Annotated in this window: 25 protein-coding genes; all 25 read left to right on the top strand. The window is 68.5% G+C overall.

The window, feature by feature from the left end; genetic code table 11:
• Positions 1-22 precede the first annotated feature (22 nt).
• The 25 genes from AC5Y2S_RS17655 (at position 23) to nuoK (ending at position 22969) form a co-directional block, all read left to right on the top strand.
• Positions 23-1228 carry an acyl-CoA dehydrogenase family protein gene (locus AC5Y2S_RS17655; protein ID WP_499901225.1) on the top strand — a complete coding sequence of 402 codons (1206 nt, stop codon included), beginning with the start codon at positions 23-25 and terminating at the stop codon, positions 1226-1228.
• A gap of 116 nt (positions 1229-1344) precedes the next feature.
• The gene (locus AC5Y2S_RS17650; protein ID WP_499957313.1) at positions 1345-2343 is read left to right on the top strand and encodes an acrylyl-CoA reductase family protein; all 999 of its coding nucleotides are present in this window, start codon (positions 1345-1347) and stop codon (positions 2341-2343) included.
• A 22-nt stretch (positions 2344-2365) separates the two neighbouring features.
• On the top strand, positions 2366-3337 hold the full coding sequence (locus AC5Y2S_RS17645) for an NADPH:quinone oxidoreductase family protein (RefSeq protein WP_499957312.1): 972 nt from the start codon (positions 2366-2368) through the stop codon (positions 3335-3337).
• A 92-nt stretch (positions 3338-3429) separates the two neighbouring features.
• Entirely contained in the window at positions 3430-4521 is a 1092-nt protein-coding gene (locus AC5Y2S_RS17640) for a homogentisate 1,2-dioxygenase (RefSeq protein WP_499957311.1), read from the top strand.
• Positions 4521-5696 (top strand): alpha/beta hydrolase, encoded by a 1176-nt coding sequence (locus AC5Y2S_RS17635; protein WP_499957310.1) that lies wholly within the window; start codon positions 4521-4523, stop codon positions 5694-5696. Before AC5Y2S_RS17640 ends, AC5Y2S_RS17635 begins: the two co-directional genes overlap by 1 nt.
• Positions 5693-6892, top strand: coding sequence for a CaiB/BaiF CoA transferase family protein (locus AC5Y2S_RS17630; RefSeq protein ID WP_499957309.1), 1200 nt, complete (start codon positions 5693-5695; stop codon positions 6890-6892). Before AC5Y2S_RS17635 ends, AC5Y2S_RS17630 begins: the two co-directional genes overlap by 4 nt.
• Complete coding sequence (locus tag AC5Y2S_RS17625; RefSeq protein WP_499957308.1) at positions 6889-7782, top strand: hydroxymethylglutaryl-CoA lyase; 894 nt, start codon at positions 6889-6891, stop codon at positions 7780-7782. Before AC5Y2S_RS17630 ends, AC5Y2S_RS17625 begins: the two co-directional genes overlap by 4 nt.
• Positions 7782-8393 carry a TetR/AcrR family transcriptional regulator gene (locus AC5Y2S_RS17620; protein WP_499957307.1) on the top strand — a complete coding sequence of 204 codons (612 nt, stop codon included), beginning with the start codon at positions 7782-7784 and terminating at the stop codon, positions 8391-8393. Before AC5Y2S_RS17625 ends, AC5Y2S_RS17620 begins: the two co-directional genes overlap by 1 nt.
• Before the next feature lie 9 nt (positions 8394-8402).
• On the top strand, positions 8403-9641 hold the full coding sequence (locus AC5Y2S_RS17615; RefSeq protein ID WP_499957306.1) for an acyl-CoA dehydrogenase family protein: 1239 nt from the start codon (positions 8403-8405) through the stop codon (positions 9639-9641).
• 38 nt (positions 9642-9679) lie between these two features.
• Positions 9680-10633 carry a phosphotransferase family protein gene (locus AC5Y2S_RS17610; RefSeq protein ID WP_499957422.1) on the top strand — a complete coding sequence of 318 codons (954 nt, stop codon included), beginning with the start codon at positions 9680-9682 and terminating at the stop codon, positions 10631-10633.
• Positions 10630-10971, top strand: a complete 342-nt coding sequence (locus AC5Y2S_RS17605) for a DUF6285 domain-containing protein (protein ID WP_499901235.1) — start codon at positions 10630-10632, stop codon at positions 10969-10971. The genes AC5Y2S_RS17610 and AC5Y2S_RS17605 overlap by 4 nt, the downstream gene beginning before the upstream one ends.
• An 8-nt stretch (positions 10972-10979) precedes the next feature.
• On the top strand, positions 10980-11381 hold the full coding sequence (locus tag AC5Y2S_RS17600) for a nuclear transport factor 2 family protein (protein ID WP_499957305.1): 402 nt from the start codon (positions 10980-10982) through the stop codon (positions 11379-11381).
• Positions 11382-11415: 34 nt separating this feature from the next.
• On the top strand, positions 11416-11952 hold the full coding sequence (locus AC5Y2S_RS17595) for a YceI family protein (protein ID WP_499957304.1): 537 nt from the start codon (positions 11416-11418) through the stop codon (positions 11950-11952).
• Between the two features lie 29 nt (positions 11953-11981).
• Entirely contained in the window at positions 11982-12383 is a 402-nt protein-coding gene (locus AC5Y2S_RS17590; protein WP_499957303.1) for an Rv3143 family two-component system response regulator, read from the top strand.
• 263 nt (positions 12384-12646) lie between these two features.
• Positions 12647-13024 carry an NADH-quinone oxidoreductase subunit A gene (locus tag AC5Y2S_RS17585; protein WP_499880145.1) on the top strand — a complete coding sequence of 126 codons (378 nt, stop codon included), beginning with the start codon at positions 12647-12649 and terminating at the stop codon, positions 13022-13024.
• A gap of 7 nt (positions 13025-13031) precedes the next feature.
• A complete protein-coding gene (locus AC5Y2S_RS17580; protein WP_067150846.1) occupies positions 13032-13586 on the top strand; it encodes a NuoB/complex I 20 kDa subunit family protein in 555 nt (184 codons plus the stop codon).
• The gene (locus AC5Y2S_RS17575) at positions 13583-14311 is read left to right on the top strand and encodes an NADH-quinone oxidoreductase subunit C (protein WP_499957302.1); all 729 of its coding nucleotides are present in this window, start codon (positions 13583-13585) and stop codon (positions 14309-14311) included. The genes AC5Y2S_RS17580 and AC5Y2S_RS17575 overlap by 4 nt, the downstream gene beginning before the upstream one ends.
• Positions 14311-15609, top strand: coding sequence for an NADH dehydrogenase (quinone) subunit D (nuoD, locus tag AC5Y2S_RS17570; RefSeq protein WP_499957301.1), 1299 nt, complete (start codon positions 14311-14313; stop codon positions 15607-15609). Before AC5Y2S_RS17575 ends, nuoD begins: the two co-directional genes overlap by 1 nt.
• Positions 15606-16361, top strand: a complete 756-nt coding sequence (nuoE, locus tag AC5Y2S_RS17565; RefSeq protein ID WP_499957300.1) for an NADH-quinone oxidoreductase subunit NuoE — start codon at positions 15606-15608, stop codon at positions 16359-16361. Before nuoD ends, nuoE begins: the two co-directional genes overlap by 4 nt.
• Positions 16358-17677: an NADH-quinone oxidoreductase subunit NuoF gene (gene nuoF / locus AC5Y2S_RS17560; protein WP_499957299.1), complete on the top strand. Its 1320-nt coding sequence runs from the start codon at positions 16358-16360 to the stop codon at positions 17675-17677. The genes nuoE and nuoF overlap by 4 nt, the downstream gene beginning before the upstream one ends.
• A complete protein-coding gene (locus AC5Y2S_RS17555) occupies positions 17674-20091 on the top strand; it encodes an NADH-quinone oxidoreductase subunit G (RefSeq protein ID WP_499957298.1) in 2418 nt (805 codons plus the stop codon). The genes nuoF and AC5Y2S_RS17555 overlap by 4 nt, the downstream gene beginning before the upstream one ends.
• A gap of 8 nt (positions 20092-20099) precedes the next feature.
• Positions 20100-21359: an NADH-quinone oxidoreductase subunit NuoH gene (gene nuoH, locus AC5Y2S_RS17550; protein ID WP_499957421.1), complete on the top strand. Its 1260-nt coding sequence runs from the start codon at positions 20100-20102 to the stop codon at positions 21357-21359.
• Positions 21352-21897 carry an NADH-quinone oxidoreductase subunit NuoI gene (gene nuoI, locus AC5Y2S_RS17545; RefSeq protein ID WP_499957297.1) on the top strand — a complete coding sequence of 182 codons (546 nt, stop codon included), beginning with the start codon at positions 21352-21354 and terminating at the stop codon, positions 21895-21897. Before nuoH ends, nuoI begins: the two co-directional genes overlap by 8 nt.
• On the top strand, positions 21894-22673 hold the full coding sequence (locus tag AC5Y2S_RS17540; protein WP_499901245.1) for an NADH-quinone oxidoreductase subunit J: 780 nt from the start codon (positions 21894-21896) through the stop codon (positions 22671-22673). The genes nuoI and AC5Y2S_RS17540 overlap by 4 nt, the downstream gene beginning before the upstream one ends.
• Complete coding sequence (gene nuoK, locus AC5Y2S_RS17535) at positions 22670-22969, top strand: NADH-quinone oxidoreductase subunit NuoK (RefSeq protein WP_007168303.1); 300 nt, start codon at positions 22670-22672, stop codon at positions 22967-22969. The genes AC5Y2S_RS17540 and nuoK overlap by 4 nt, the downstream gene beginning before the upstream one ends.
• The last annotated feature ends 9 nt before the right edge of the window (positions 22970-22978 follow it).

Genomic DNA, 22978 nt, shown 5'->3' with positions numbered 1-22978 from the left:
AACTCGAGCCGAAAGACCAATCATGGCAATCAATCTGGAACTGCCCCGCAAGCTGCAGTCGGTGATCGTCAAGACCCACCAGGGCGCCGCCGAGATGATGCGGCCGATCGCACGCAAGTACGACCTCAAGGAGCACGCCTACCCGGTCGAGCTCGACACCCTGATCAGTCTTTTCGAGGGGGCGTCCGAATCGGTGGCGTTCGCCGGGGCCGACGCGCTGCGGGACGAGGACGAGGACAGGGACCGAAACCACAACGGCGCCAACATGGCCGCGCTGCTGCAGACCATGGAAGCCTGCTGGGGCGACGTCGCGATGATGCTGTCGGTCCCCTACCAGGGGCTGGGTAACGCCGCCATCTCCGCGGTCGCCACCGACGAACAGCTGGAACGACTGGGCAAGGTATGGGCGGCGATGGCCATCACCGAACCCGGCTTCGGATCCGACTCGGCGGCGGTGTCCACCACCGCCAAGCTCGACGGCGACGAATACGTCATCAACGGAGAGAAGATCTTCGTCACGGCGGGCTCGCGCGCCACCCACATCGTGGTGTGGGCCACGCTGGACAAATCACAGGGCCGCGCCGCGATCAAGTCTTTCATCGTGCCGCGCGACCATCCCGGCGTCACCGTCGAACGCCTCGAACACAAGCTCGGCATCAAAGGTTCGGACACCGCGGCGATCCGGTTCGACAACGTCCGGATTCCCAAGGACAACCTGCTGGGCAATCCCGAAATCGAGGTCGGCAAGGGCTTTTCGGGGGTGATGGAGACCTTCGACAACACCCGCCCGATCGTCGCCGCCATGGCCATCGGGGTCGGCCGCGCCGCGCTGGAGGAAATTCGCAAGATCCTCACCGAGGCGGGTGTCGAGATCTGTTACGACCGGCCGTCCCACGCCCAAAGCGCCGCGGCGGCCGAGTTCCTGCGGATGGAGGCCGACTGGGAGGCCAGCTACCTGTTGTCGCTGCGGGCGGCGTGGCAGGCCGACAACAAGATCCCCAACTCCAAAGAGGCGTCGATGAGCAAGGCCAAGGCCGGCCGGATGGCCAGCGACGTCACCCTCACCTCCGTCGAATTGGCAGGCACCGCAGGGTATTCCGAGCAATCACTGCTGGAGAAGTGGGCGCGCGACTCCAAGATCCTGGACATCTTCGAGGGCACCCAACAGATTCAGCAGCTGGTGGTCGCCCGCCGCCTGCTGGGCCTGTCGTCGGCGCAGCTCAAGTAGCGACGCCGTTCAGCGCGGTTGCGGCGAACGCTCGACGGACGCGACGTCCACGCTCAGCGTCCACGCCGGGCCGGGCAGTGGACAGGATTCCATCCGGTGCGGTTAGCGTCGTCGGTATGGAAACGTTTCAAGCGCTGGTGGCGCGCCAAGACGGTGACCGGATAACCGCGTCGGTCGAGACGCTGAGCGCGTCCGACCTGCCGCCCGGCGAGGTGACGATCCGCGTGGAGTATTCGAGCATCAACTTCAAGGACGCGCTGGCGGTGACGCCCGGTGGGGGCGTGGTGCGCAACTACCCGGTCGTCCCGGGCATCGACCTGACCGGCGAGGTCGTCGAGTCGCACTCCCCCGACTTCGCCGTCGGCGACAAGGTGCTGGCGCACGGCTATGCGATCGGCACCGGCCACCACGGCGGCTACGCCGAGTACGCCCGGCTGCCGGCCGACCAGGTGGTGGCCCTCGGCAACCTGAGCCCGTATGAGGGCGCCGCGATCGGGACCGCCGGCTTCACCGCCGCCATGAGCGTGCAGGCGCTGATCGACTGGGGTGTCGAAGCCGGCGCCGGGTCGGTGGTCGTCACCGGCGCCTCCGGCGGCGTCGGCTCGGTCAGCGTGGACCTGTTGGCGGCCGCCGGCTACCGGGTGGTGGCCTCGACCGGCAAGGAAACGGCGGCCGGTCTGCTGAAAGGGCTTGGCGCCGCGGAGGTTATCGGACGGCTACCGGAAGACCCCGAGGCCAAGCCGCGGCCGCTGGCCAAGGCGCGCTGGGCGGCGGGGGTGGATTGCGTCGGCGGCGCGACGCTGGCCGATGTGCTGAGCGCCGTGGACTACGGCGGTGCGGTGGCCTGTAGCGGCCTGACGGGTGGTCCCGCGTTGCACACCACGGTGATGCCGTTCATCCTGCGCGGCATCGCGCTGCTCGGGATGGACTCGGTGCTGCTGCCGATCGGCCCGCGCCGCAAGCTGTGGGCGCGGCTGGGCGATTCGTTGCGGCCGCGTCACCTTGATTCGCTCACCAGCGACGTCGACGTCAAAGACGTGGTCGGCGTGCTCGATCAGCTGCGCGCGGGCGCGTTCACCGGCCGGGCGGTGGTGCGGGTCGCCGGCGGGTTTTGAGTCGGCGTTAGGCTGACCGACCATGCGGGCGGCACGGGTGACTCGGCTGGATGGTCCGGATGCGATCGAGGTGGCGGAGGTCGACGAACCCTCCGGCGACGGTGTGGTGGTCGAGGTGCACGCCGCCGGCGCGGCCTTCCCCGACGCGCTGCTGACCCGCGGTCTGTATCAGTACCGGCCCGAGCCGCCGTTCGTGCTCGGTGCCGAGATCGCCGGCGTGGTGAGGTCGGCGCCGGACGGCGCCCATGTGAAAGCCGGCGATCGGGTCGTCGCGTTGACGATGCTGTCCGGAGGCATGGCCGAGGTGGCCGTCGTGCAGCCCGACCGGGTGTTCAAGCTGCCGGACAACGTGAGCTTCGAGGCGGGCGCAGGCCTGCTCTTCAACGACCTGACGGTTTACTTCGCGCTGACCGTGCGTGGCCGCCTGGCCGCCGGCGAGACCGTGCTGGTGCACGGCGCGGCCGGCGGGATCGGGACCTCGACGCTGCGGCTGGCGTCGCTGCTCGGGGCGTCGCGAACCATCGCGGTCGTCAGCACCGAAGACAAGGCCGAGGTCGCGACGGCGGCCGGGGCCACCGACGTGGTGCTCGCCGAGGGGTTCAAGGACGCGGTCAAGGAGCTCACCGGCGGCCGCGGCGTCGACGTGGTGGTCGACCCGGTCGGCGGTGACCGGTTCACCGATTCGCTGCGCTCGCTCGCCCCCGGCGGGCGGCTGCTGGTCATCGGGTTCACCGGCGGGGAGATCCCGACCGTCAAGGTGAACCGGCTGCTGCTCAACAACATTGACGTCGTCGGCGTGGGCTGGGGAGCGTGGACGGCGACGCACCCGGACGCGCTGGCCGAGCAGTGGGCCGGGCTGGAGGCCCTGCTCAGCTCGGGCCGGCTGGCCGCCCCGACGCCCGAGGTCTACCCGCTGGAGCAGGCGGGCGCGGCGGTCGCCTCTCTCGAGAACCGCACCGCCAAGGGGAAAGTCGTGGTGCGCGTCCGCGATTGAGCGTCGCTCCTTTCGGCCCTTGTGCGCGGCGAAAACAAAAAGTAATGTCACTTTCAGTTTTTCTACCGATCGCCGGAGCCCGGGAGCCAGCCATGGAATCCTTCGTTCACTTGCGAAAAGGCAAGACGCCGCGCCGGCTTCATGCCGATCTCGACGGGCTCAAGGACGACGAGCTCGGCCGGGGCGGATTCACCGGCCGGACCGCCAACATGTACCGGCGCCACGACCCCACCGCCTATCGGGCGGTCGGCCCGCTGCGCCCCGTCGACGTGCTCGCCGGCGAGCTGAAGCCCAGCGACGCGACCGACGCCGGCGGCGGGCCCCTGCTGATCTTCAGCAACGACGACTGCCGAATCTCGTTGAGCCGCCGCCACGAGGCGATGCCGTTCTCCACCCGGCACGTCGACGGGGACCTGCTGTGCTTCGTGCATCGCGGCGCGGGCCTGCTGGAGACCGAGTTCGGGCCGCTGCGCTACCGGGAGGGCGACTGGGTCTACCTTCCGAAGGCGTGCACCTGGCGCCAGGCGCCCGACAGCGAGACCACGCTGTTGATGATCGAGGCCAGCGACGAGTTCCGGGTGCCGCCGCCGGGCGCGCTGGGTCGCCACTTCCCGTTCGACCCGTCGCAGGCCACCATCCCCGAACCCGCCCCGATCGCCGACGACGAACGCGACGAGTACGAAGTCCGGCTCATCCACACGGGCGGCCCGACAACGCTGTACTACCAACACAATCCGATCGACGTCGAGGGCTGGCGCGGCGACAACTTCGCGTTCACCTTCAACATTGCCGACTACAACGTGGTCACGTCGGACAGCGTTCACCTGCCGCCGACCGTCCATCTGTTCATGCAGGCCACCGGCGTCTACGTGATGAACTTCCTGCCCAAGCCCGCCGAAAGCGTGCCCGGCACCGAGCGCACGCCCTGGTATCACCGCAACGTCGACTACGACGAAATCGCCTTCTTCCACGGCGGGTCGCTCTACGGTATCCCGATGCCGCCGGGCCTGATCACCCATGCGCCGCAAGGGGTTCACCACGGCGCACCCGAGAAGGCTCGGGAACGGGCGCGCCGCAAGTTCGAGGAGCATTCACGGGTGGACTGGCAAGTCATCGCGGTCGACACCCGCCGGCGGCTGACACCGTCGCCCGAGGTGCTGGCGCACGACCTCGGACAGCACTGATGAAACACGAATACGACCGCATCCCCTATCTCGTTGCGTTTCAAAACAATTCCGGGGTCCGCGACGTGTACGGCGGGCTGGCGGAGATCACCGTGCTGGAGAGCTATCTGCTCAAGCCCAGGGACAAGCCGTCCGACACCGTGCTGGTGTTCATGCATCCCATCGGCGGCGGCGCGTACCTGCCGATGATCAATGCGCTGGCCCGCGCAGGCCACCACGTCATCTACTGCAACAGCCGGTTCCGCGGCACGGATTCGGCGCTGCTGATGGAGAAGGTGGTCGAGGACCTCGGCGAGTGCATCAGGGACGCCAAGAACCGGCTGGGCTACGCCAAGGTGGTGCTGGCCGGATGGAGCGGCGGCGGCTCGCTGTCGATGTTCTACCAGCAGCAGGCCCAGCACGCGACGATCACGGCGAGCCCGTCCGGGGACGGCCCCGACCTGACGCGGCTCGACCTGCCCGCGGCCGACGGCGTCATGCTGCTCGCCGCGCACATCAGCCGGCACGGCACCCTCACCGAATGGCTGGACGCGTCGATCCTCGACGAATCCGACCCCACCAAGCGCGATCCCGAGCTGGACCTCTATGACCCGGACAACCCCAACCAACCGCCCTACACCTCAGAATTTCTGGCGCGGTACCGGCAGGCGCAGATCGACCGCAACCGGCGAATCACCGCCTGGGTCAGGGACAAGCTGGCCGAATTGAGAGCCTCCGGCCGCCCGGACGACGAGTTCGGGTTCGTCGTGCACGGCACCATGGCCGACCCGCGCTGGCTCGACCCGAGCGTCGATCCCAACGAACGCACCCCCGGAACGTGCTACCTGGGCGACCCTCGGGTGGTGAACATGAGCCCGGTCGGGTTGGCCCGGTTCTGCACGCTGCGCGGCTGGCTGTCGCAATGGAGTTACGACGACGCCCGCGGCGACGGGGTGGCCTGCGGGCGTGATCTCGCGGTCCCGGCGCTGGTGATCGGTAACCTGGCCGATGACGCCTGCACGCCCAGCCACACCCGACGGCTCTACGAGGCGATCGGGCACCCGGACAAGGAGATGCACGAAATTCCCGGCGCCACTCACTATTACGCGGGCCCCGACCAACGGGACAAGTTGCGCCACGCCGTCGACGTCGTCACCGACTGGCTGGTCCGGCACGACTTCGCGAGCGCCGAATGACAGGTGCACTGGACGGCATCCGGGTGCTCGAGCTGGGCACCCTGATCGCCGGGCCGTTCGCCGGGCGGCTGCTCGGTGACATGGGCGCCGACGTCATCAAGGTGGAACCGCCCGGCGCGCCGGACCCGCTGCGCACCTGGGGCCAGGCCGAACTGGACGGGCACCACGTGTTCTGGACGGTGCACGCGCGCAACAAGCGAGCCATCACGCTCGACCTGCGCAAGCCCCGCGGCCGCAGGCTGTTCCTCGACCTCGTCGCGAAATCCGACATCGTCGTGGAGAACTTCCGCCCGGGCACGCTGGAGAAATGGGAGCTGGGCTACGACGCGCTGTCCGAGCGCAACCCGGGCATCATCCTGGTCCGGGTTTCCGGCTACGGCCAGACCGGGCCCGATGCGCACAAGGCCGGCTACGCGTCGGTGGCCGAGGCCGCCAGCGGGCTGCGGCACCTCAACGGCTTTCCGGGCGGCCCGCCGCCCCGGCTGGCGCTCTCCCTCGGCGACAGCCTGGCCGGCATGTTCGGCGCCCAGGGCGCGATGGCCGCGCTGTATCGCCGCACCATCACCGGGCGCGGACAGGTGGTCGACGTCGCGCTGACCGAATCCTGCTTGGCCGTGCAGGAATCCACGATCCCCGACTACGACGTCGGTGGCGTGGTGCGCGGGCCGTCGGGCACCCGGCTGGAGGGCATCGCGCCATCGAACATCTACCGCAGCGCCGACGGCTCCTGGGTAGTGATCGCCGCCAACCAGGACACCGTGTTCGCCCGCCTGTGCAAGGCGATGGGACGCCCGGAACTGGCCACCGACGACCGCTTCGCCAACCACGGCGCCCGCGGCCGCAACCAGGACGAGCTCGACGAGATCATCGGCGCGTGGGCCGCCGACCGCCAACCCGGCGAGATCATCGAAACCCTTTCCGCCGCCGGCGTGATCACGGGCCCCATCAACACCGTCGCCGAGGTGGTCGACGACCCGCAGCTGCGGGCGCGCGGCATGCTGGTCGAGCACTACGACGAACGGGTCGGCCGCAACGTGCTGGGGCCGGGCGTCGTCCCGGTGCTCTCGGAGTCCCCCGGCGGCGTCCGCACCGCCGGCCCCGCCCGCCCGGGCCAACACAACGACGACGTGTACATCGGGCTGCTCGGCAAGACCGCCGGCGAGCTCGACGAGCTGAGGGCGCAGGGGGTGCTATGACGCACGTGTACCTTCGCGAGGTGTCGCTGCGCGACGGCCTGCAGATCGAAAAACCAATCCCGTTGGCCGCCAAACTGGAACTGCTGGCGGCGGTGGCCGCCACCGGGGTGCGGGAGGTCGAGGCCACGGCGTTCGTGTCGCCGTCGAAGGTGCCGTCGATGGCCGACGCCGCCGAGCTCGCCGCGCACCTGCACGACTACCCGGACATCGAGTTCTCCGCGCTGGTGGCCAGCCCCAACGGCGCCCGGCGCGCCGTCGCCGCGGGGCTGCGCTCGGTCGAATACGTGGTGGCCGCCAGCGACGCGTTCAGCGAGGCCAACGTCGGGCGCGACAGCACCGAGGCCACCAAACAGATCGAGGAGATCGTCGCCATCGCGCACGACGCCGGCGTCACCGTCGAGGTCATCGTCGCCACCGCGTGGGACTGCCCGTTCGAGGGGCCGACCCCGCCCGAGCGGGTGCTCGAGATCGCCGCGGCCGCCAAGGATCAACGCGTCGACCGATTCTCGATCGCCGACACCATCGGCACCACCACCCCGCGCCGGGTAAGTTCGCTCGTCGCCCAACTGCGTCCGGTGATCGGCGACATGCCGCTGGGCGGGCACTTCCACAACACCCGCGGCACCGGGCTGGCCAGCGCCTACGCGGCCGTCGAATCCGGGGTCACCCGGTTGGACGCGTCGGTCGGCGGGCTGGGCGGCTGCCCGTTCGCGCCGGGGGCCACCGGCAACATCGCCACCGAGGACCTCGTCTACCTGCTGACCGACAGCGGCGTCGGCGTCGACGTGGACCTGCGGGCCGCGATCGCCGCCGCCGGAGTCGCCAAATCCCTTGTCGGCCATGATCTGCCGAGCGCCCTGTTGCGCGCCGGTGACCGGATCCGGAACTGATGCCGACCGAAACGCTGACCGCAAAGGGCCGCCAGACCAGGCAGGCCATCGAAGCGGCCGCGCGGAAACTGTTCGCCGAACGCGGCTTTCACGGCACCACGCTGGCCGACATCACGTCGGCCGCGGGCAAGTCGCCAGCGGTGTTCTACCGGTATTTCGCCGACAAGGAAGACCTGCTGGCCGCGCTGGCGGAGTCGTTTCTGCACGAGGTGGTGGCGCCGCCCGGGCTGCGGCTCGAGCTGCCCGAATCTCCAGATGACGACGCGTTCTTCACGTCAGTGGTCACCGGATACTGGAACATGTTCAAGCAGAACATCGGCATCATGATCGCCGTGGCGCAGTTGGCCGCCACCCAGCGGCGGTTCGCGGGCGTGCAGAACGAATTCCGGCGCTTCGGCATGGACATCGTGGCCGCGTCGGTGCGCCGCGCGCAGGAGCAGGGCTACGGAACCGAGCTCAACCCCCAACACACGGCGGCCGCGATCGCGCTGCTGTTCGAGAACTTCACCACAGTCTTCGCCGGCCCCTCCGGCCTGGGCCTTCAGATCAGCGACCAGGACGCCATCGCCACCCTGTCCACGGTCTGGAAGAAAACCCTCTACGGCACGTAAGGAGTTCACATGGATTTCACTCTGCCAGAACATCTTCCGGGACTGCTCGCCGAGATGGACGCGTTCATCGAGTCGGAGATCAAGCCGCTGGAACGCGACCACATCCAGTACTTCGACCATCGCCGCGAACATGCCCGCACCGATTGGGACAACGACGGCATCCCGACGCGCGAGTGGGAGGACCTGCTCGCCGAGATGCGCAGGCGGGCCGACAAGGCGGGCTGGCTGCGCTACGGCCTGCCGGCATCGCTGGGGGGCCGCGACGGCACCAACCTCGACATGGCCGTCATTCGGGAGCACTTGGCGCACAAGGGCCTTGGCCTGCACAACGACCTGCAGAACGAGTCGTCGATAGTCGGGAACTTCCCGCAGGTGATCATGATGGAGCGCTTCGGCACCGACGAGCAGCGCCGCGACTGGTCGGAGGCGTTGATCACCGGGGAACGGTCGATGGCGTTCGGGCTGACCGAGCCGCGGCACGGCTCCGACGCGACGTGGCTGGAAACCCGCGCCGCACGCGACGGGGACGGGTGGGTGCTCAACGGCTCGAAGCGGTTCAACACCGGGGTGCACCGGGCGACGCATGACCTGATCTTCGCGCGCACCTCCGGCGAACCGGGGGCCGCGCTGGGCATCACCGCGTTCCTCGTCCCAACCGATGCGCCCGGATTCCGCGTCCCCTACTACTGGTGGACGTTCAACATGCCCACCGACCACGGCGAGGTCGAGCTGACCGACGTCCGGGTGCCCGCCGACGGGGTGCTCGGCGAGGTGGACCGCGGACTGGAGGTCGCGCAAACCTTCCTGCACGAGAACCGGATCCGGCAGGCGGCGAGCAGCCTGGGCGCCGCCCAATACTGCATCGACCGCGCCGCGGAATACGCCGGCAGGCGCACGGTCTTCGGCAAGCCGCTGTCGGTCAACCAAGCCGTGCAATGGCCGCTGGCCGAGCTGCAGACCGAGGCCCAGATGGTGCGGCTGCTGGTGCAATACGCGGCCTGGCATCTGGACCGCAACCACCACATGGAGGTCTCCGACAAGGTGTCGATGGCCAACTACCGCGCCAACCGGCTGGTCTGCGACGCGGCCGACCGGGCCATGCAGGTCTATGGCGGCCTCGGCTACAGCCGCCATGAGCAGTTCGAGCACATCTACCGCCATCACCGCCGCTACCGCATCACCGAGGGCGCCGAGGAGATCCAGATTCGGCGGGTGGCGCAGCGGCTGTTCAAGTTTGGCCACAAGTGACCGACACCGGTGAGCTGGCCGCCAAGCTGGCCCGGGTTATGGCGCCGGCGCTGGGTGCGACCCCCGCGATCGAGAACCTGCGGGCGCTGACCGGCGGCGCCAGCCGCACCACGTGGGCGTTCGACGCCGTCACGGGCGAGCAGCGCCGTTCGCTGATCCTGCGCACCGGCCCGCCCGACGACATGCACGCCGGCATGGAGCTGGAGGCCCGCGCCCAGGCCGCGGCCGCCGCGGCCGGCGCTCCGGTCCCGCACATCCTGGTGGCCGAGGATTCGGTTGCCGCACTGGGCAATCCGTTCCTGATCTGCGACGAAATCAAGGGCGAGACCATCGTCCGGCGCATCCAGCGTCAGCTGGACGCCGGCGACGGGCACGCGGGCCGCACCCGGCTGCTGCACCAGTGCGCGCAGGCGCTGGCCGCCATCCACCGCGCCGACGCCAAGATTCCCGGACTGGCACAGGAGGACCAACTCGCGCACTGGCGCGAGCGGCTCGACGCCATGGGCGACACCACCGGCACCTTCGAGTGGGCGTTTCGCTGGCTCGAGGCGAACCGCCCACGAGAACCCGGGCCGTCGAGCCCCGTCCTGGTGCACGGGGACTACCGGATGGGAAACCTCATCGTCGACGGCTCCGACCTGGCGGCCGTCCTCGACTGGGAGCTGGTCCACCTCGGCGAGGCGTACGAGGACCTGGCCTGGTTCTGCATCCGGGCCTGGCGGTTCGGCGCTCCAGCCGGCCTGGCGGCCGGGGGCCTCGGCAGCATCGAGGCCTTCATCCGGGCCTACGAGGACGCCGGCGCCACTAGCGTCGACCGGGTGGCGTTTCACTGGTGGCTGGTGCTGGCCACGCTGCGCTGGGGTGTCATCTGCCGCTACCAGGCGGAGCGGCACCTGAGCGGCGAGTTTCGCTCGGTGGAGTTGGCGACGATCGGCCGCCGCGTCTGCGAGACCGAGTGGGACCTGCTCGACCTGCTGGAGCTGGGCGCGTGATCGGCGCGTACGGGCGCCCGCTCGCGGCCGAACTGGTGGCCGCGGTGGCCGAGTTTCTCGAAACCGATGTCCGGGCGGCCACCAGCGGGCAGGTCAACTTCCACGCCAGGGTGGCCGCCAACGCGTTGCGCATCGTCGAGCGCGAACTGCTCGACGAAAGCGATGCGGAAGCGGGCGCGGCGCTGGCCGGCCTGGGATTCGCCGACGAGGAAGAGCTCGCCGCCGCGATCCGGGCCGGCGAGCTGGACGGCCGCGCCAACGACGTCACCGCCTGCCTGCGCACCCTGGTCCGGCGTCGCCTCGCCATCGCCCATCCCGGATACGAGCAATCGGACTAGGAGGCCCCATGCCCGCTGCCACCGCCCAGACCATCGTCGGCGTGGCCGACCGCCTGTTCGAGGCGATCGAGAACGGCGACGCCGCCGCCGTCGACCGGCTGTGGAGCAATGACATCGCGGTCTGGCGAGTCGGCGCGCGCCGCGATAACGACAAGGCCCGCGCGATGCGGGTCATCGACTGGTTCATCACCGCCACCACCGAGCGTCACTACGAGATCCTCGACCGGCGGCTCTTCGACGATGGCCTCGTCGCGGGCTTCGTTCAGCAGCACATCCTGCACGCCACCGGCCATGCCGGCCAATCGATCTTCATGCGGGTCTGCATCGTGATCAGGGTGGGCGCCGACGGGCTCATCGATCGGATCGACGAATACTTCGACCCCGCCGAGATCGCGCCGTTGCTCGCCTAACGGCTAGATTCACCACGAGTCACGGGGGAGGACGATGACGACTCTGGAAATACTGCTGAGCGATCCCGACCTGGCCGGCGTGTGGAACCTGGTTCCCGATCGCTCGGCCATCACCTTCAAGGTCAGAAACTTCTGGGGCCTGCTGAACGTCAAGGGCCGCTTCGGCGAGTTCACCGGCGACGGGCAGCTCACCGGCAAGGGCGCGATCTTCGGCCGCCTCGACATCCGCGCCGCCTCGCTGTCCACCGGCATCGGCCGTCGCGACAAGCACCTGCGCTCGGCCGACTTCTTCGACGTCGAGCGTTTCGGTGAGATCAGCGTCGTCGTCACCGCGGTAAACCCGACCAAAGGCAGCGCCGCCGACCTTCGGGCCAGCTTCACCATCAAAGGCGTCACCGCGCCGCTGCCCCTGCCTGTCACGATCACCGAGCTGGACGACGGCTCAATTCGGGTCTCCGGCGAAACCAAGGTCGATCTCTCCCGATTCGACCTGGGCTGGAACAGGTTCGGCATGATCGGCCGGACGGCGACGGCGGCCGCACAAGCGGTCTTCGTTCGGGCGACCCGGTAGGGTTTGCCCGCCACCAGTACCATCTGAGCGTGCCCGACTCCAGCAGCGCCCTGCGGATCCTTGTCTACAGCAGCAACGTCGAAACCCGCGAACGGGTGATGCGCGCATTGGGCAAGCACCTGCACCCGGACCTACCCGAGTTGACCTACGTCGAGGTGGCGACCGGCCCCATGGTGGTCCGCACGATGGACGAGGGCGGCATCGACTTGGCCATCCTCGACGGCGAGGCGACCCCCACCGGCGGCATGGGCATCGCGAAACAGCTCAGGGACGAACTCGAAACCTGCCCGCCGATCGTGGTGCTCACCGGCCGCCGCGACGACGAGTGGCTGGCCACCTGGTCGCGCGCCGACGCGGCCGTGCCGCATCCACTGGACCCCATCGTGCTGGGCCGCACGGTGCTCGGGTTGCTCCGCGCCCCCACTCACTAGCGATTACCCCTCTCACCTGCGCCGACACGGAAACGTAGCCCGTGTGGGCGGGTGCTCAGCACCCCCGCGGCGACTCGCCCGGATGCGGGGACGTTAAAACCGGGCAAATAGCACCACCCCGAGCACGTGCGCCGACGCCAACGACGCTATGTTGAAAGTCACTGTGACGGGCCACAGACCCGGTTCGTCACAGCAGCCCGGTCACCGCCTGGCCGCCCGCTCAATTGAGAAGGCGGCCACATTACGACGGATCTTGGAGCGAGTTGAACGTCTACATACCCATCCTGGTGCTCGGCGGGATAGCCGCCGCCTTTGCCGTGGGCTCGGTCGCGATCGCGAGCATCGCCGGCCCGAAGCGCTACAACAAGTCGAAACTGGCGGCCTACGAATGCGGCATCGAACCCACGGAAACCCCGGTGAGCGGCCCGCACGCGACGGCCGGGCAGCGATTCCCGGTGAAGTATTACCTGACCGCAATGCTGTTTATCGTCTTCGACATCGAAATCGTGTTCTTGTATCCCTGGGCCGTTAGCTACGACGCGCTGGGAACCTTCGCGTTGGTCGAGATGGTGGTGTTCATGCTGACGGTGTTCGTGGCCTACGCCTACGTGTGGCGCCGCGGCGGCCTGACATGGGATTGAGGTAAAAGTGGGCCTGGAAGAACAGCTGCCCGGTGGCATCCTGCTGTCCACCGTCGAGAAGGTGGCCGGCTACGTGCGCAAGAACTCGCTCTGGCCGGCGACGTTCGGGCTGGCGTGCTGCGCGATCGAGATGATGGCAACCGCCGGACCGAGGTTCGACATCGCGCGCTTCGGCATGGAGCGGTTCTCGGCGACGCCCCGGCAGGCCGACCTGATGATCGTGGCCGGGCGGGTCAGCCAGAAGATGGCCCCGGTGCTGCGCCAGATCTACGACCAGATGGGCGAGCCGAAATGGGTGCTGGCCATGGGCGTGTGCGCATCGTCGGGCGGGATGTTCAACAACTACTCGATCGTCCAGGGCGTCGACCACGTCGTGCCGGTCGACATCTACCTGCCGGGCTGCCCGCCCCGCCCCGAGATGCTGCTGCACGCAATCCTGAAGCTGCACGAGAAGATTCAGGAAATGCCGCTGGGCGTCAACCGCGAAGAAGCCATCGCCGAGGCCGAGCAGGCCGCGCTGGCCGCCACGCCCACCATCGAGATGCGCGGACTGCTGCGATGAGCTCTCCCGACCACGACCCGACGGTGGCGGCCAGCGAAGTGGGTGGTTCCGTCCCCACCGCCGACGAAGAAGTCATCGACGTTCGCCGCGGCATGTTCGGGGTACGCGGCAGCGGCGACACCTCCGGCTACGGACGGCTGGTGCGCGAGATCACGCTGCCCGGCGGCAGCCCCCGGCCCTACGGCGGCTACTTCGACGCCATCACCGACCGGCTGGCGGAAGCGCTGGGCCGCAACGACATCGAATTCGACGACGCGATCGAGAAGGTCGTCGTCGACCGCGACGAGCTGACTCTGCACGTGCGCCGCGAACTGCTGCCGCAGGTCGCGCAGCGGCTTCGCGACGAACCCGAGCTGCGCTTCGAGATGTGCCTGGGCGTCAACGGGGTGCACTACCCGCACGAAACGGGACGCGAGCTGCACGCCGTCTACCCGCTGCAGTCGATCACCCACAACCGTCGGCTGCGGCTGGAAGTGGCTGCACCGGACAGTGATCCGCACATCCCGTCGCTGTATGGCGTCTACCCGACCAACGACTGGCACGAGCGCGAGACCTACGACTTCTTCGGGATCATCTTCGACGGGCACCCGTCGCTCACCAGGATCGAGATGCCCGACGACTGGCACGGGCACCCGCAACGCAAGGACTATCCGCTGGGCGGCATCCCGGTCGAGTACAAGGGCGCGCAGATACCTCCGCCCGACGAACGCAGGGGTTACAACTAATGACTCAAGCTGAAACGGTCCTGGTCGCCGGCGGTCAGGACTGGGACCAGATCGTCGATGCCGCCCGCAATGCGGACCCCGGCGAGCGCATCGTCGTCAACATGGGCCCGCAGCACCCGTCCACGCACGGCGTGCTGCGGCTGATCCTCGAGATCGAGGGCGAGACCGTCACGCAGGCCCGGTGCGGAATCGGCTACCTGCACACCGGGATCGAGAAGAACCTCGAATACCGCTACTGGACCCAGGGCGTCACCTTCGTGACCCGAATGGACTACCTGTCACCGTTTTTCAACGAGACCGCCTACTGCCTGGGCGTGGAGAAGCTGCTCGGCATCACCGACGAGATACCGGAGCGGGTCAACGTCATCCGCGTGATGATGATGGAGCTCAACCGCATCTCGTCGCACCTGGTCGCGTTGGCCACCGGCGGCATGGAACTGGGCGCGATGACCCCGATGTTCGTCGGCTTCCGGGGCCGCGAGATCGTCCTGAAGCTGTTCGAATCGATCACCGGCCTGCGGATGAACAGCGCCTACATCCGGCCGGGCGGCGTCGCGCAGGATCTGCCGCCGGGCGCGGAAACCGAGATCGCCGACGCCCTCAAGGAACTGAAGCAGCCGCTGCGCGAAATGGGCGAGCTGCTCAACGAAAACGCGATCTGGAAGGCGCGCACCGAGGGCGTGGGCTACCTGGACCTGACCGGCTGCATGGCGCTGGGCATCACCGGGCCGATCCTGCGTTCCACCGGGCTGCCGCACGACCTGCGCAAGAGCGAGCCCTACTGCGGCTACGAGAACTACGAGTTCGACGTGATCACCGACGACGGCTGTGATGCGTACGGGCGCTACATCATTCGCGTCAAGGAGATGTGGGAGTCGATCAAGATCGTGGAGCAGTGTCTGGACAAGTTGCGGCCGGGGCCGACGATGGTCGAGAACCGCAAGATCGCCTGGCCCGCCGACCTGAAGGTCGGCCCGGACGGCATGGGCAACTCGCCCGAGCACATCGCGAAGATCATGGGCAGCTCCATGGAGGCGCTCATCCACCACTTCAAGCTCGTCACCGAGGGCATTCGCGTTCCGGCCGGCCAGGTTTACACAGCGGTGGAATCGCCCCGCGGCGAGCTCGGCGTGCACATGGTCAGCGACGGCGGCACCCGGCCATACCGGGTGCACTACCGGGACCCGTCCTTCACCAACCTGCAGTCCGTCGCCGCGATGTGCGAGGGCGGGATGGTCGCGGACCTGATCGCCGCGGTCGCCAGCATCGACCCGGTGATGGGCGGGGTGGACCGATGACCGGGCCGCAGGGTCAGCCGGTGTTCATCCGGCTCGGACCGCCGCCCGAGGAACCCAACGCGTTCGTGACCGAGGGTGCGCCGCAGTCGTATTCGCCCGAGGTGCGCGCGCGCCTCGAGGTCGACGCCAAGGAGATCATCGGCCGCTACCCCAACAAGCGCTCGGCGCTGCTGCCGTTGCTGCACCTGGTCCAAGCCGAGGATTCCTACCTGACACCGGCGGGACTCGAATTCTGCGGCGAGCAAATTGGATTGACCGGTGCGGAGGTGTCGGCGGTCGGCAGCTTCTACACGATGTACCGCCGCGGCCCCACCGGCGATTACCTGGTCGGCGTCTGCACCAACACGCTGTGTGCGGTTATGGGCGGCGACGCGGTATTCGACGCGCTCAAAGAACATCTCGGCATTGGAAATGATGAGACCACCGACGACGGCTCGGTCACGTTGCAGCACATCGAATGCAACGCGGCGTGCGACTTCGCCCCGGTGGTGATGGTCAACTGGGAGTTCTACGACAACCAGACCCCGGAGTCGGCACGCGAACTCGTCGACTCGCTGCGGTCCGGAAATCCCAAGCCTCCCACCCGCGGTGCGCTGTGCAAGTTCCGCGAAACCTCGCGCATCCTGGCCGGCCTGCCCGACGAGCGCCCCGACGAAGGCCAAGGCGGCGCCGGTGCGGCCACTTTGGCCGGGCTGCAGGTGGCGAAGGAGAAGGGCATGGAAGCCCCGCAGGCTCCCGGAGGCGAGTCATGACCACCCCGCTGACCCCGGTCATCAGCCGCTACTGGGACGACCCGAAGTCGTTCACGCTGGAGACCTACCAGCGCCACGACGGATACCAGGCGCTGAAGAAGGCCCTGAAGATGGAGCCCGACGCGGTGATTGGGGCCGTGAAGGACTCGGGCCTGCGCGGTCGCGGCGGCGCCGGCTTCTCGACCGGGACGAAGTGGTCGTTCATCCCGCAGGGCGACTCGGGTCCGGCCGCCAAGCCGCACTACCTGGTGGTCAACGCGGACGAATCCGAACCCGGTACGTGCAAAGACATTCCGCTGATGCTGGCGACGCCCCACCTGCTGGTGGAGGGCGCCATCATCGCCTCCTACGCGATCCGGGCCAGCCATGCCTTCATCTACGTGCGCGGCGAAGTGGTGCCGGTGCTACGCCGGCTACAGAACGCGGTCGCCGAGGCTTACGCCGCCGGCTATTTGGGCCGCGACATCGAAGGATCCGGCTACGACCTGGAGCTGGTGGTGCACGCCGGTGCGGGCGCTTACATCTGCGGCGAGGAAACCGCGCTGCTGGAGGGTCTGGAGGGCCGGCGCGGCCAGCCCCGGCTGCGGCCGCCGTTCCCCGCCGTGGCCGGGCTTTACGGTTGCCCCACGGTGATCAACAACGTCGAGACGATCGCCAGTGTGCCGCCGATCATTCTCAACGGCGTCGAATGGTTCCGATCGATGGGCAGCGAGAAATCGCCTGGCTTCACGCTGTATTCACTGTCCGGGCATGTCACGCGCCCCGGCCAATACGAGGCCCCGCTCGGCATCACGCTGCGCGAATTGCTCGACTACGCCGGCGGGGTCCGCGCCGGGCATCGCCTGAAGTTCTGGACCCCGGGCGGGTCGTCGACGCCGCTGCTCACCGACGAACATCTGGACGTGCCACTGGATTACGAGGGCGTCGGTGCCGCCGGCTCGATGCTGGGCACCAAGGCGCTGGAGATCTTCGACGAGACCACCTGCGTGGTGCGCGCCGTGCAGCGCTGGACGTACTTCTACAAGCACGAGTCGTGCGGGAAGTGCACCCCGTGTCGCGAGGGCACGTTCTGGCTGGACCAGATCTACACCCGGCTCGAGACCGGCAAGGGCACTCACGAGGATCTCGACAAATTGCTCGACATCTCCGACGCGATCCTCGGAAAGTCGTTCTGCGCGTTGGGCGATGGCGCCGCCAGCCCGGTGATGTCGTCGATCAAGTACTTCCGCGACGAATACGTCGCCCACGTCGAGGGGGGCGGCTGCCCGTTCGACCCGCGCGACTCGATGCTCGTGCCCAACGGAGGTGGTAAGTGACCCAGGCGGCCAAGCCTCAGACCGGCGACGGGGTTAGCCAGCCGGAGATGGTGACATTGACCATCGACGGCAACCAGATCTCGGTTCCCAAGGGAACTCTGGTGATCCGCGCGGCCGAGCTGATGGGCATCCAGATCCCGCGGTTCTGTGACCACCCGCTGCTCGACCCGGTCGGCGCGTGCCGGCAGTGCATGGTCGAGGTCGAGGGACAACGCAAGCCGATGGCGTCGTGCACCATCGTGTGCACCGACGACATGGTGGTGCGCACCCAGCTGACCTCCGAGGCCGCGGACAAGGCCCAGCACGGCGTCATGGAGCTGCTGCTGATCAACCATCCGCTGGACTGCCCGATGTGCGACAAGGGCGGCGAATGCCCGCTGCAGAACCAGGCAATGTCCAACGGGCGGGCCGATTCCCGCTTCGCCGATGTCAAGCGCACGTTCGCCAAGCCGATCAACATCTCCTCGCAGGTGCTGCTGGATCGCGAGCGCTGCATCCTGTGCGCCCGCTGCACGCGGTTCTCCGAGCAGATCGCCGGTGACCCCTTCATCGACATGCAGGAGCGCGGCGCCCTGCAGCAGGTCGGCATCTACGCCGACGAGCCGTTCGACTCGTACTTCTCGGGCAACGCGGTACAGATCTGCCCGGTGGGCGCGCTTACCGGGACCGCGTACCGCTTCCGGGCCCGCCCCTTCGACCTGGTCTCCAGCCCGAGCGTCTGCGAGCACTGCGCCTCGGGCTGCGCGCAGCGCACCGACCACCGCCGCGGCAAGGTGCTGCGCCGGCTGGCCGGCGACGACCCCGAGGTCAACGAGGAGTGGAACTGCGACAAGGGCCGGTGGGCGTTCAACTACGCGACCCAGCAGGACGTCATCACCACTCCCCTGCTGCGGGACGCCGACGGGACGCTGCAGCCGGTTTCGTGGTCGCACGCGATCGCGGCGGCGACCCGGGGACTCGAGGCCGCCCGCGGGCGCACCGGCGTGCTGGTCGGTGGCCGGGTGACCTGGGAAGACGCCTACGCGTACAGCAAGTTCGCCCGAATCACGCTGGACACCAACGACATCGACTTCCGCGCCCGCCCGCACTCCGCGGAGGAGGCCGACTTCCTGGCCGCCCGCGTCGCGGGCCGGCCGGTGACCGTGAGCTACTCCGACCTGGAGTCGGCGCCCGTGGTGGTGCTGGTCGGTTTGGAGCCGGAGGACGAGTCGCCCATCGTGTTCCTGCGGTTGCGCAAGGCCGCCCGCAAGCACCGGTTGCCGGTGTACGCGATCGCGCCGTTCGCCACCCGGGCGCTGACGAAGATGTCGGGCCGACTGGTCAAGACCGTTCCCGGCGCCGAAGCCGCCGCGCTGGACGGGCTGACCACCGGCGAGGCCGGCGAGCTGCTCTCGAAACCGGGCGCGGTCATCATGGTCGGCGAGCGCCTGGCCACGGTGCCAGGCGGGCTATCCGCCGCGGCCCGCCTCGCCGACGCCACCGGCGCCCGGCTGGCGTGGGTGCCGCGCCGCGCCGGCGAGCGCGGCGCGCTGGAAGCGGGCGCGCTCCCCACGCTGCTGCCGGGCGGCCGCCCGGTCGCCGACGACTCCGCCCGCGCACAGGTCGCCGCGGCGTGGAACGTCGACGAATTGCCTTCCGCGCCAGGGCGCGACGCCGACGGCATCCTTGCCGCCGCCGCCGACGGGTCGCTGGGGGCGCTGCTGATCGGCGGCATCGAACCCAACGACTTCGCCGATCCGGAGGCGGTGCTGGCCGCGGTGGACGCCGCCGGCTTCGTCGTCAGCCTCGAGTTGCGGCACAGCCCGGTCACCCAACGCGCCGACGTGGTGTTCCCGGTCGCGCCCACGACGCAGAAATCCGGTGCCTTCGTCAACTGGGAAGGCCGCTACCGGGCGTTCGCGCCCGCGCTGCGCGGCACCACCGGCGAGGCCGGCCAGTCCGACCACAAGGTGCTCGACACGCTGGCCGACGAGATGGGTATCTACCTGAACACCGGCACCGTCGAGTCGGCCCGCGAGGAACTCGCCGCCCTCGGCACCTGGGACGGCGGACACGCCGACGACCCGCAGGTCGCGGCGCCGGAACCGGCCACCCCCGAGCAGGGGCAGGCCGTGCTGGCCGGATGGCGGCTGCTGCTCGACGAGGGTCGAATGCAGGACGGCGAACCGCATTTGGCGGGCACCGCGCGCAAGCCCGTCGTCCGGCTGTCGGCCGAAACCGCGGCCGAGATCGGCGCCGCCGACGGTGACAACGTCACGGTCAGCACGCCGCGCGGCTCGATCATGCTGCCGCTGGCCATCACCGACATGCCCGACCGGGTGGTGTGGCTTCCGCTGAACTCGCCGGGTTCGGCGGTGCACCGGAAATTGGGCGTAACCCTGGGCAGCATCGTCACGATCGGAGCGGGAACATGACCGTCCCCTTGTCCGCCTTCGGGCACGACCCCTGGTGGTTGGTGCTCGGCAAGGCGCTGGCCATCTTCGTGTTCCTGATGCTGAACGTGCTGGTCGCGATCCTGCTGGAACGCAAGATCCTCGGCTGGATGCAGCTGCGGCCCGGCCCCAACCGCGCGGGCCCGTGGGGCGCGCTGCAGAGCCTCGCCGACGGAATCAAGCTGGCGCTGAAGGAGAGCATCACCCCCGGCGGCATCGACAAGTTCGTTTACTTTGCGGCGCCGGTCATTTCGACGATTCCGGCGTTCACCGCGTTCGCGTTCATCCCGTTCGGTCCGGTGGTGTCGGTGTTCGGCCACCACACGCCGTTGCAGCTGACCGATCTTCCGGTCGCGGTGCTGTTCATCCTCGGCCTGTCGGCGATCGGGGTGTACGGCATCGTGCTGGGCGGCTGGGCGTCGGGGTCCACCTACCCGCTGCTCGGCGGGGTGCGCTCCACGGCGCAGGTCATCTCCTACGAGGTGGCGATGGGGCTGTCCTTCGCCGCGGTGTTCCTCTACGCCGGCTCCATGTCGACCTCTCAGATCGTCGGCGCGCAGGACCGGGTCTGGTACGTCTTTTTGCTGTTGCCGTCGTTCGTGATCTACCTCGTCTCGATGGTCGGTGAAACCAACAGGGCGCCATTCGATCTGCCCGAGGCCGAGGGCGAGCTGGTCGCTGGATTCCACACCGAGTACTCGTCGCTGAAGTTCGCGATGTTCATGCTGGCCGAGTACGTCAATATGATGACGGTCTCGTCGCTCGCCACCGCCATGTTCTTCGGCGGCTGGCACGCGCCGTGGCCGCTCAACATGTGGGCGGGCGCCAACACCGGGTGGTGGCCGGTGCTCTGGTTCACCGCCAAGATGTGGACCTTCCTGTTCATCTACTTCTGGCTGCGGGCCAGCCTGCCCCGGCTGCGCTACGACCAGTTCATGGCGCTGGGCTGGAAGCTGCTGATCCCGGCCTCGCTGGTGTGGGTGTTGATCGCGGCGGTGATCCGCACCGCGCGCAACCAGGGGTACGCGCATTGGACGCCGATCCTGGTGGTCAGCAGCCTGGTCTTCGCGGTGGTGCTGGTGCTGCTGTTGCGAAAACCGTTCAGCACGCCGACGATTCGCGCGATGGAGCGCGAGCTGCGCCGCCAGGGCGAGTCGATCCCCGCCACCGCGGCCGCCGAGCCGGCATTCCCGACACCGCCGCTGCCGGCGCAGAAAGTCGGCGCGAGCAAGGAGAAAGCACGTGCCTAAATTCTTCGACGCCGTAGCAGGTTTCGGCGTGACGTTCGGGTCGATGTTCAAGAAGAGGGTCACCGAGGAGTATCCCGAAAAGCCGGGCCCGGTCGCGCCGCGCTACCACGGGCGCCACCAACTCAACCGGTATCCCGACGGGCTGGAGAAGTGCATCGGGTGCGAGCTGTGCGCTTGGGCCTGCCCAGCCGACGCCATCTACGTCGAGGGCGCCGACAACACCGAGGAGCTGAGGTACTCGCCGGGCGAACGCTACGGCCGGGTCTACCAGATCAACTATCTGCGCTGCATCGGCTGCGGCCTGTGCATCGAGGCCTGCCCGACCAGGGCGCTGACGATGACCAACGACTACGAGATGGCCGACGACAACCGCGCCGACCTCATCTACGAGAAGGACCGGCTGCTCGCGCCGCTGCTGCAGGACATGCTCGCGCCGCCGCACCCCCGGGCGGAGGGCGCCACCGACAAGGACTACTACCAGGGCAACGTGACCGCGCAGGGGTTACGCCAGCGCGAGAACGCCGGGGACACAAGATGATCGCAACGCTCGCCTCCGAGACCATCGTTCGCACCTCCACCGGCGAGGCGGTCACGTTCTGGGTGCTGGGTGCGGTGGCGCTGATCGGCGCGCTCGGGGTGGTGCTCGCGGTCAACGCCGTGTACTCGGCGATGTTCCTGGCGATGACCATGATCATCCTGGCGGTGTTCTACATGATCCAGGACGCGCTGTTTCTCGGCGTCGTTCAGGTCGTGGTCTATACCGGCGCGGTGATGATGCTGTTCCTGTTCGTCCTGATGCTCATCGGCGTGGACAGCGCGGAATCGCTGAAGGAGACGCTGCGCGGGCAGCGCGTCGCGGCCGTGTTGACGGGCGTCGGGTTCGGCGTGCTGCTGCTGGCCGGCATCGGCAACGTGGCGACCGGTGGCTTTGTGGGACTCACCACCGCCAACGCCAACGGCAACGTGGAAGGCCTGGCGGCGCTGATCTTTTCGCGTTACCTGTGGGCCTTCGAGCTGACCAGCGCCCTGCTGATCACCGCGGCGGTCGGCGCGATGGTGCTGGCGCACCGGGAGCGCTTCGAGCGGCGCAAGACCCAGCGTGAGCTTTCCGAAGAGCGCTTCCGGGCCGGCGGGCGCCCCACCCCCCTGCCGAATCCGGGCGTCTACGCGCGCCAGAACGCGGTCGACGTCGCCGCGCTGCTGCCCGACGGCTCGTACTCGGAGTTGTCGGTGTCGCCCATCTTGCGGATCCGCGGCGCGGACGGCGGAGAGGTCCGGGAGACACGCCCCACGGTGAAAGGTGGTGCGTCGTGAATCCGGCCAACTACCTGTACCTTTCGGCCCTGCTGTTCACCATCGGGGCCTCGGGCGTGCTGTTGCGCCGCAACGCCATCGTGATGTTCATGTGCGTCGAGCTGATGCTGAACGCCGTCAACCTGGCCTTCGTCACGTTTGCGCGCATGCACGGCCACCTCGACGGCCAGATGATCGCCTTCTTCACGATGGTGGTGGCCGCATGCGAGGTCGTCGTCGGCCTAGCCATCATCATGACGATTTTCCGTGCCCGCAAATCCGCGTCGGTCGACGACGCGAACCTACTCAAAGGCTAAAAGAACGCC

It is taken from the genome of Mycobacterium sp. NGS69 (assembly GCF_059812165.1).
The sequence above is the reverse complement of the archived record's forward strand: the minus strand, read 5'-3'. Positions and strand labels throughout refer to the sequence as shown.

Bases quoted from the DNA above. Each gene is read 5' to 3' on its own strand.
- AC5Y2S_RS17625 (WP_499957308.1), top strand. From the start codon at position 6,889: ATGACGCACGTGTACCTTCGCGAGGTGTCGCTGCGCGACGGCCTGCAG.
- AC5Y2S_RS17615 (WP_499957306.1), top strand. From the start codon at position 8,403: ATGGATTTCACTCTGCCAGAACATCTTCCGGGACTGCTCGCCGAGATG.
- AC5Y2S_RS17635 (WP_499957310.1), top strand. From the start codon at position 4,521: ATGAAACACGAATACGACCGCATCCCCTATCTCGTTGCGTTTCAAAAC.
- AC5Y2S_RS17650 (WP_499957313.1), top strand. From the start codon at position 1,345: ATGGAAACGTTTCAAGCGCTGGTGGCGCGCCAAGACGGTGACCGGATA.
- AC5Y2S_RS17540 (WP_499901245.1), top strand. From the start codon at position 21,894: ATGATCGCAACGCTCGCCTCCGAGACCATCGTTCGCACCTCCACCGGC.
- AC5Y2S_RS17595 (WP_499957304.1), top strand. From the start codon at position 11,416: ATGACGACTCTGGAAATACTGCTGAGCGATCCCGACCTGGCCGGCGTG.
- nuoF (WP_499957299.1), top strand. From the start codon at position 16,358: ATGACCACCCCGCTGACCCCGGTCATCAGCCGCTACTGGGACGACCCG.
- AC5Y2S_RS17645 (WP_499957312.1), top strand. From the start codon at position 2,366: ATGCGGGCGGCACGGGTGACTCGGCTGGATGGTCCGGATGCGATCGAG.
- AC5Y2S_RS17655 (WP_499901225.1), top strand. From the start codon at position 23: ATGGCAATCAATCTGGAACTGCCCCGCAAGCTGCAGTCGGTGATCGTC.
- AC5Y2S_RS17630 (WP_499957309.1), top strand. From the start codon at position 5,693: ATGACAGGTGCACTGGACGGCATCCGGGTGCTCGAGCTGGGCACCCTG.
- nuoD (WP_499957301.1), top strand. From the start codon at position 14,311: ATGACTCAAGCTGAAACGGTCCTGGTCGCCGGCGGTCAGGACTGGGAC.
- AC5Y2S_RS17610 (WP_499957422.1), top strand. From the start codon at position 9,680: ATGGCGCCGGCGCTGGGTGCGACCCCCGCGATCGAGAACCTGCGGGCG.
- nuoE (WP_499957300.1), top strand. From the start codon at position 15,606: ATGACCGGGCCGCAGGGTCAGCCGGTGTTCATCCGGCTCGGACCGCCG.
- AC5Y2S_RS17640 (WP_499957311.1), top strand. From the start codon at position 3,430: ATGGAATCCTTCGTTCACTTGCGAAAAGGCAAGACGCCGCGCCGGCTT.
- AC5Y2S_RS17575 (WP_499957302.1), top strand. From the start codon at position 13,583: ATGAGCTCTCCCGACCACGACCCGACGGTGGCGGCCAGCGAAGTGGGT.
- AC5Y2S_RS17620 (WP_499957307.1), top strand. From the start codon at position 7,782: ATGCCGACCGAAACGCTGACCGCAAAGGGCCGCCAGACCAGGCAGGCC.
- AC5Y2S_RS17600 (WP_499957305.1), top strand. From the start codon at position 10,980: ATGCCCGCTGCCACCGCCCAGACCATCGTCGGCGTGGCCGACCGCCTG.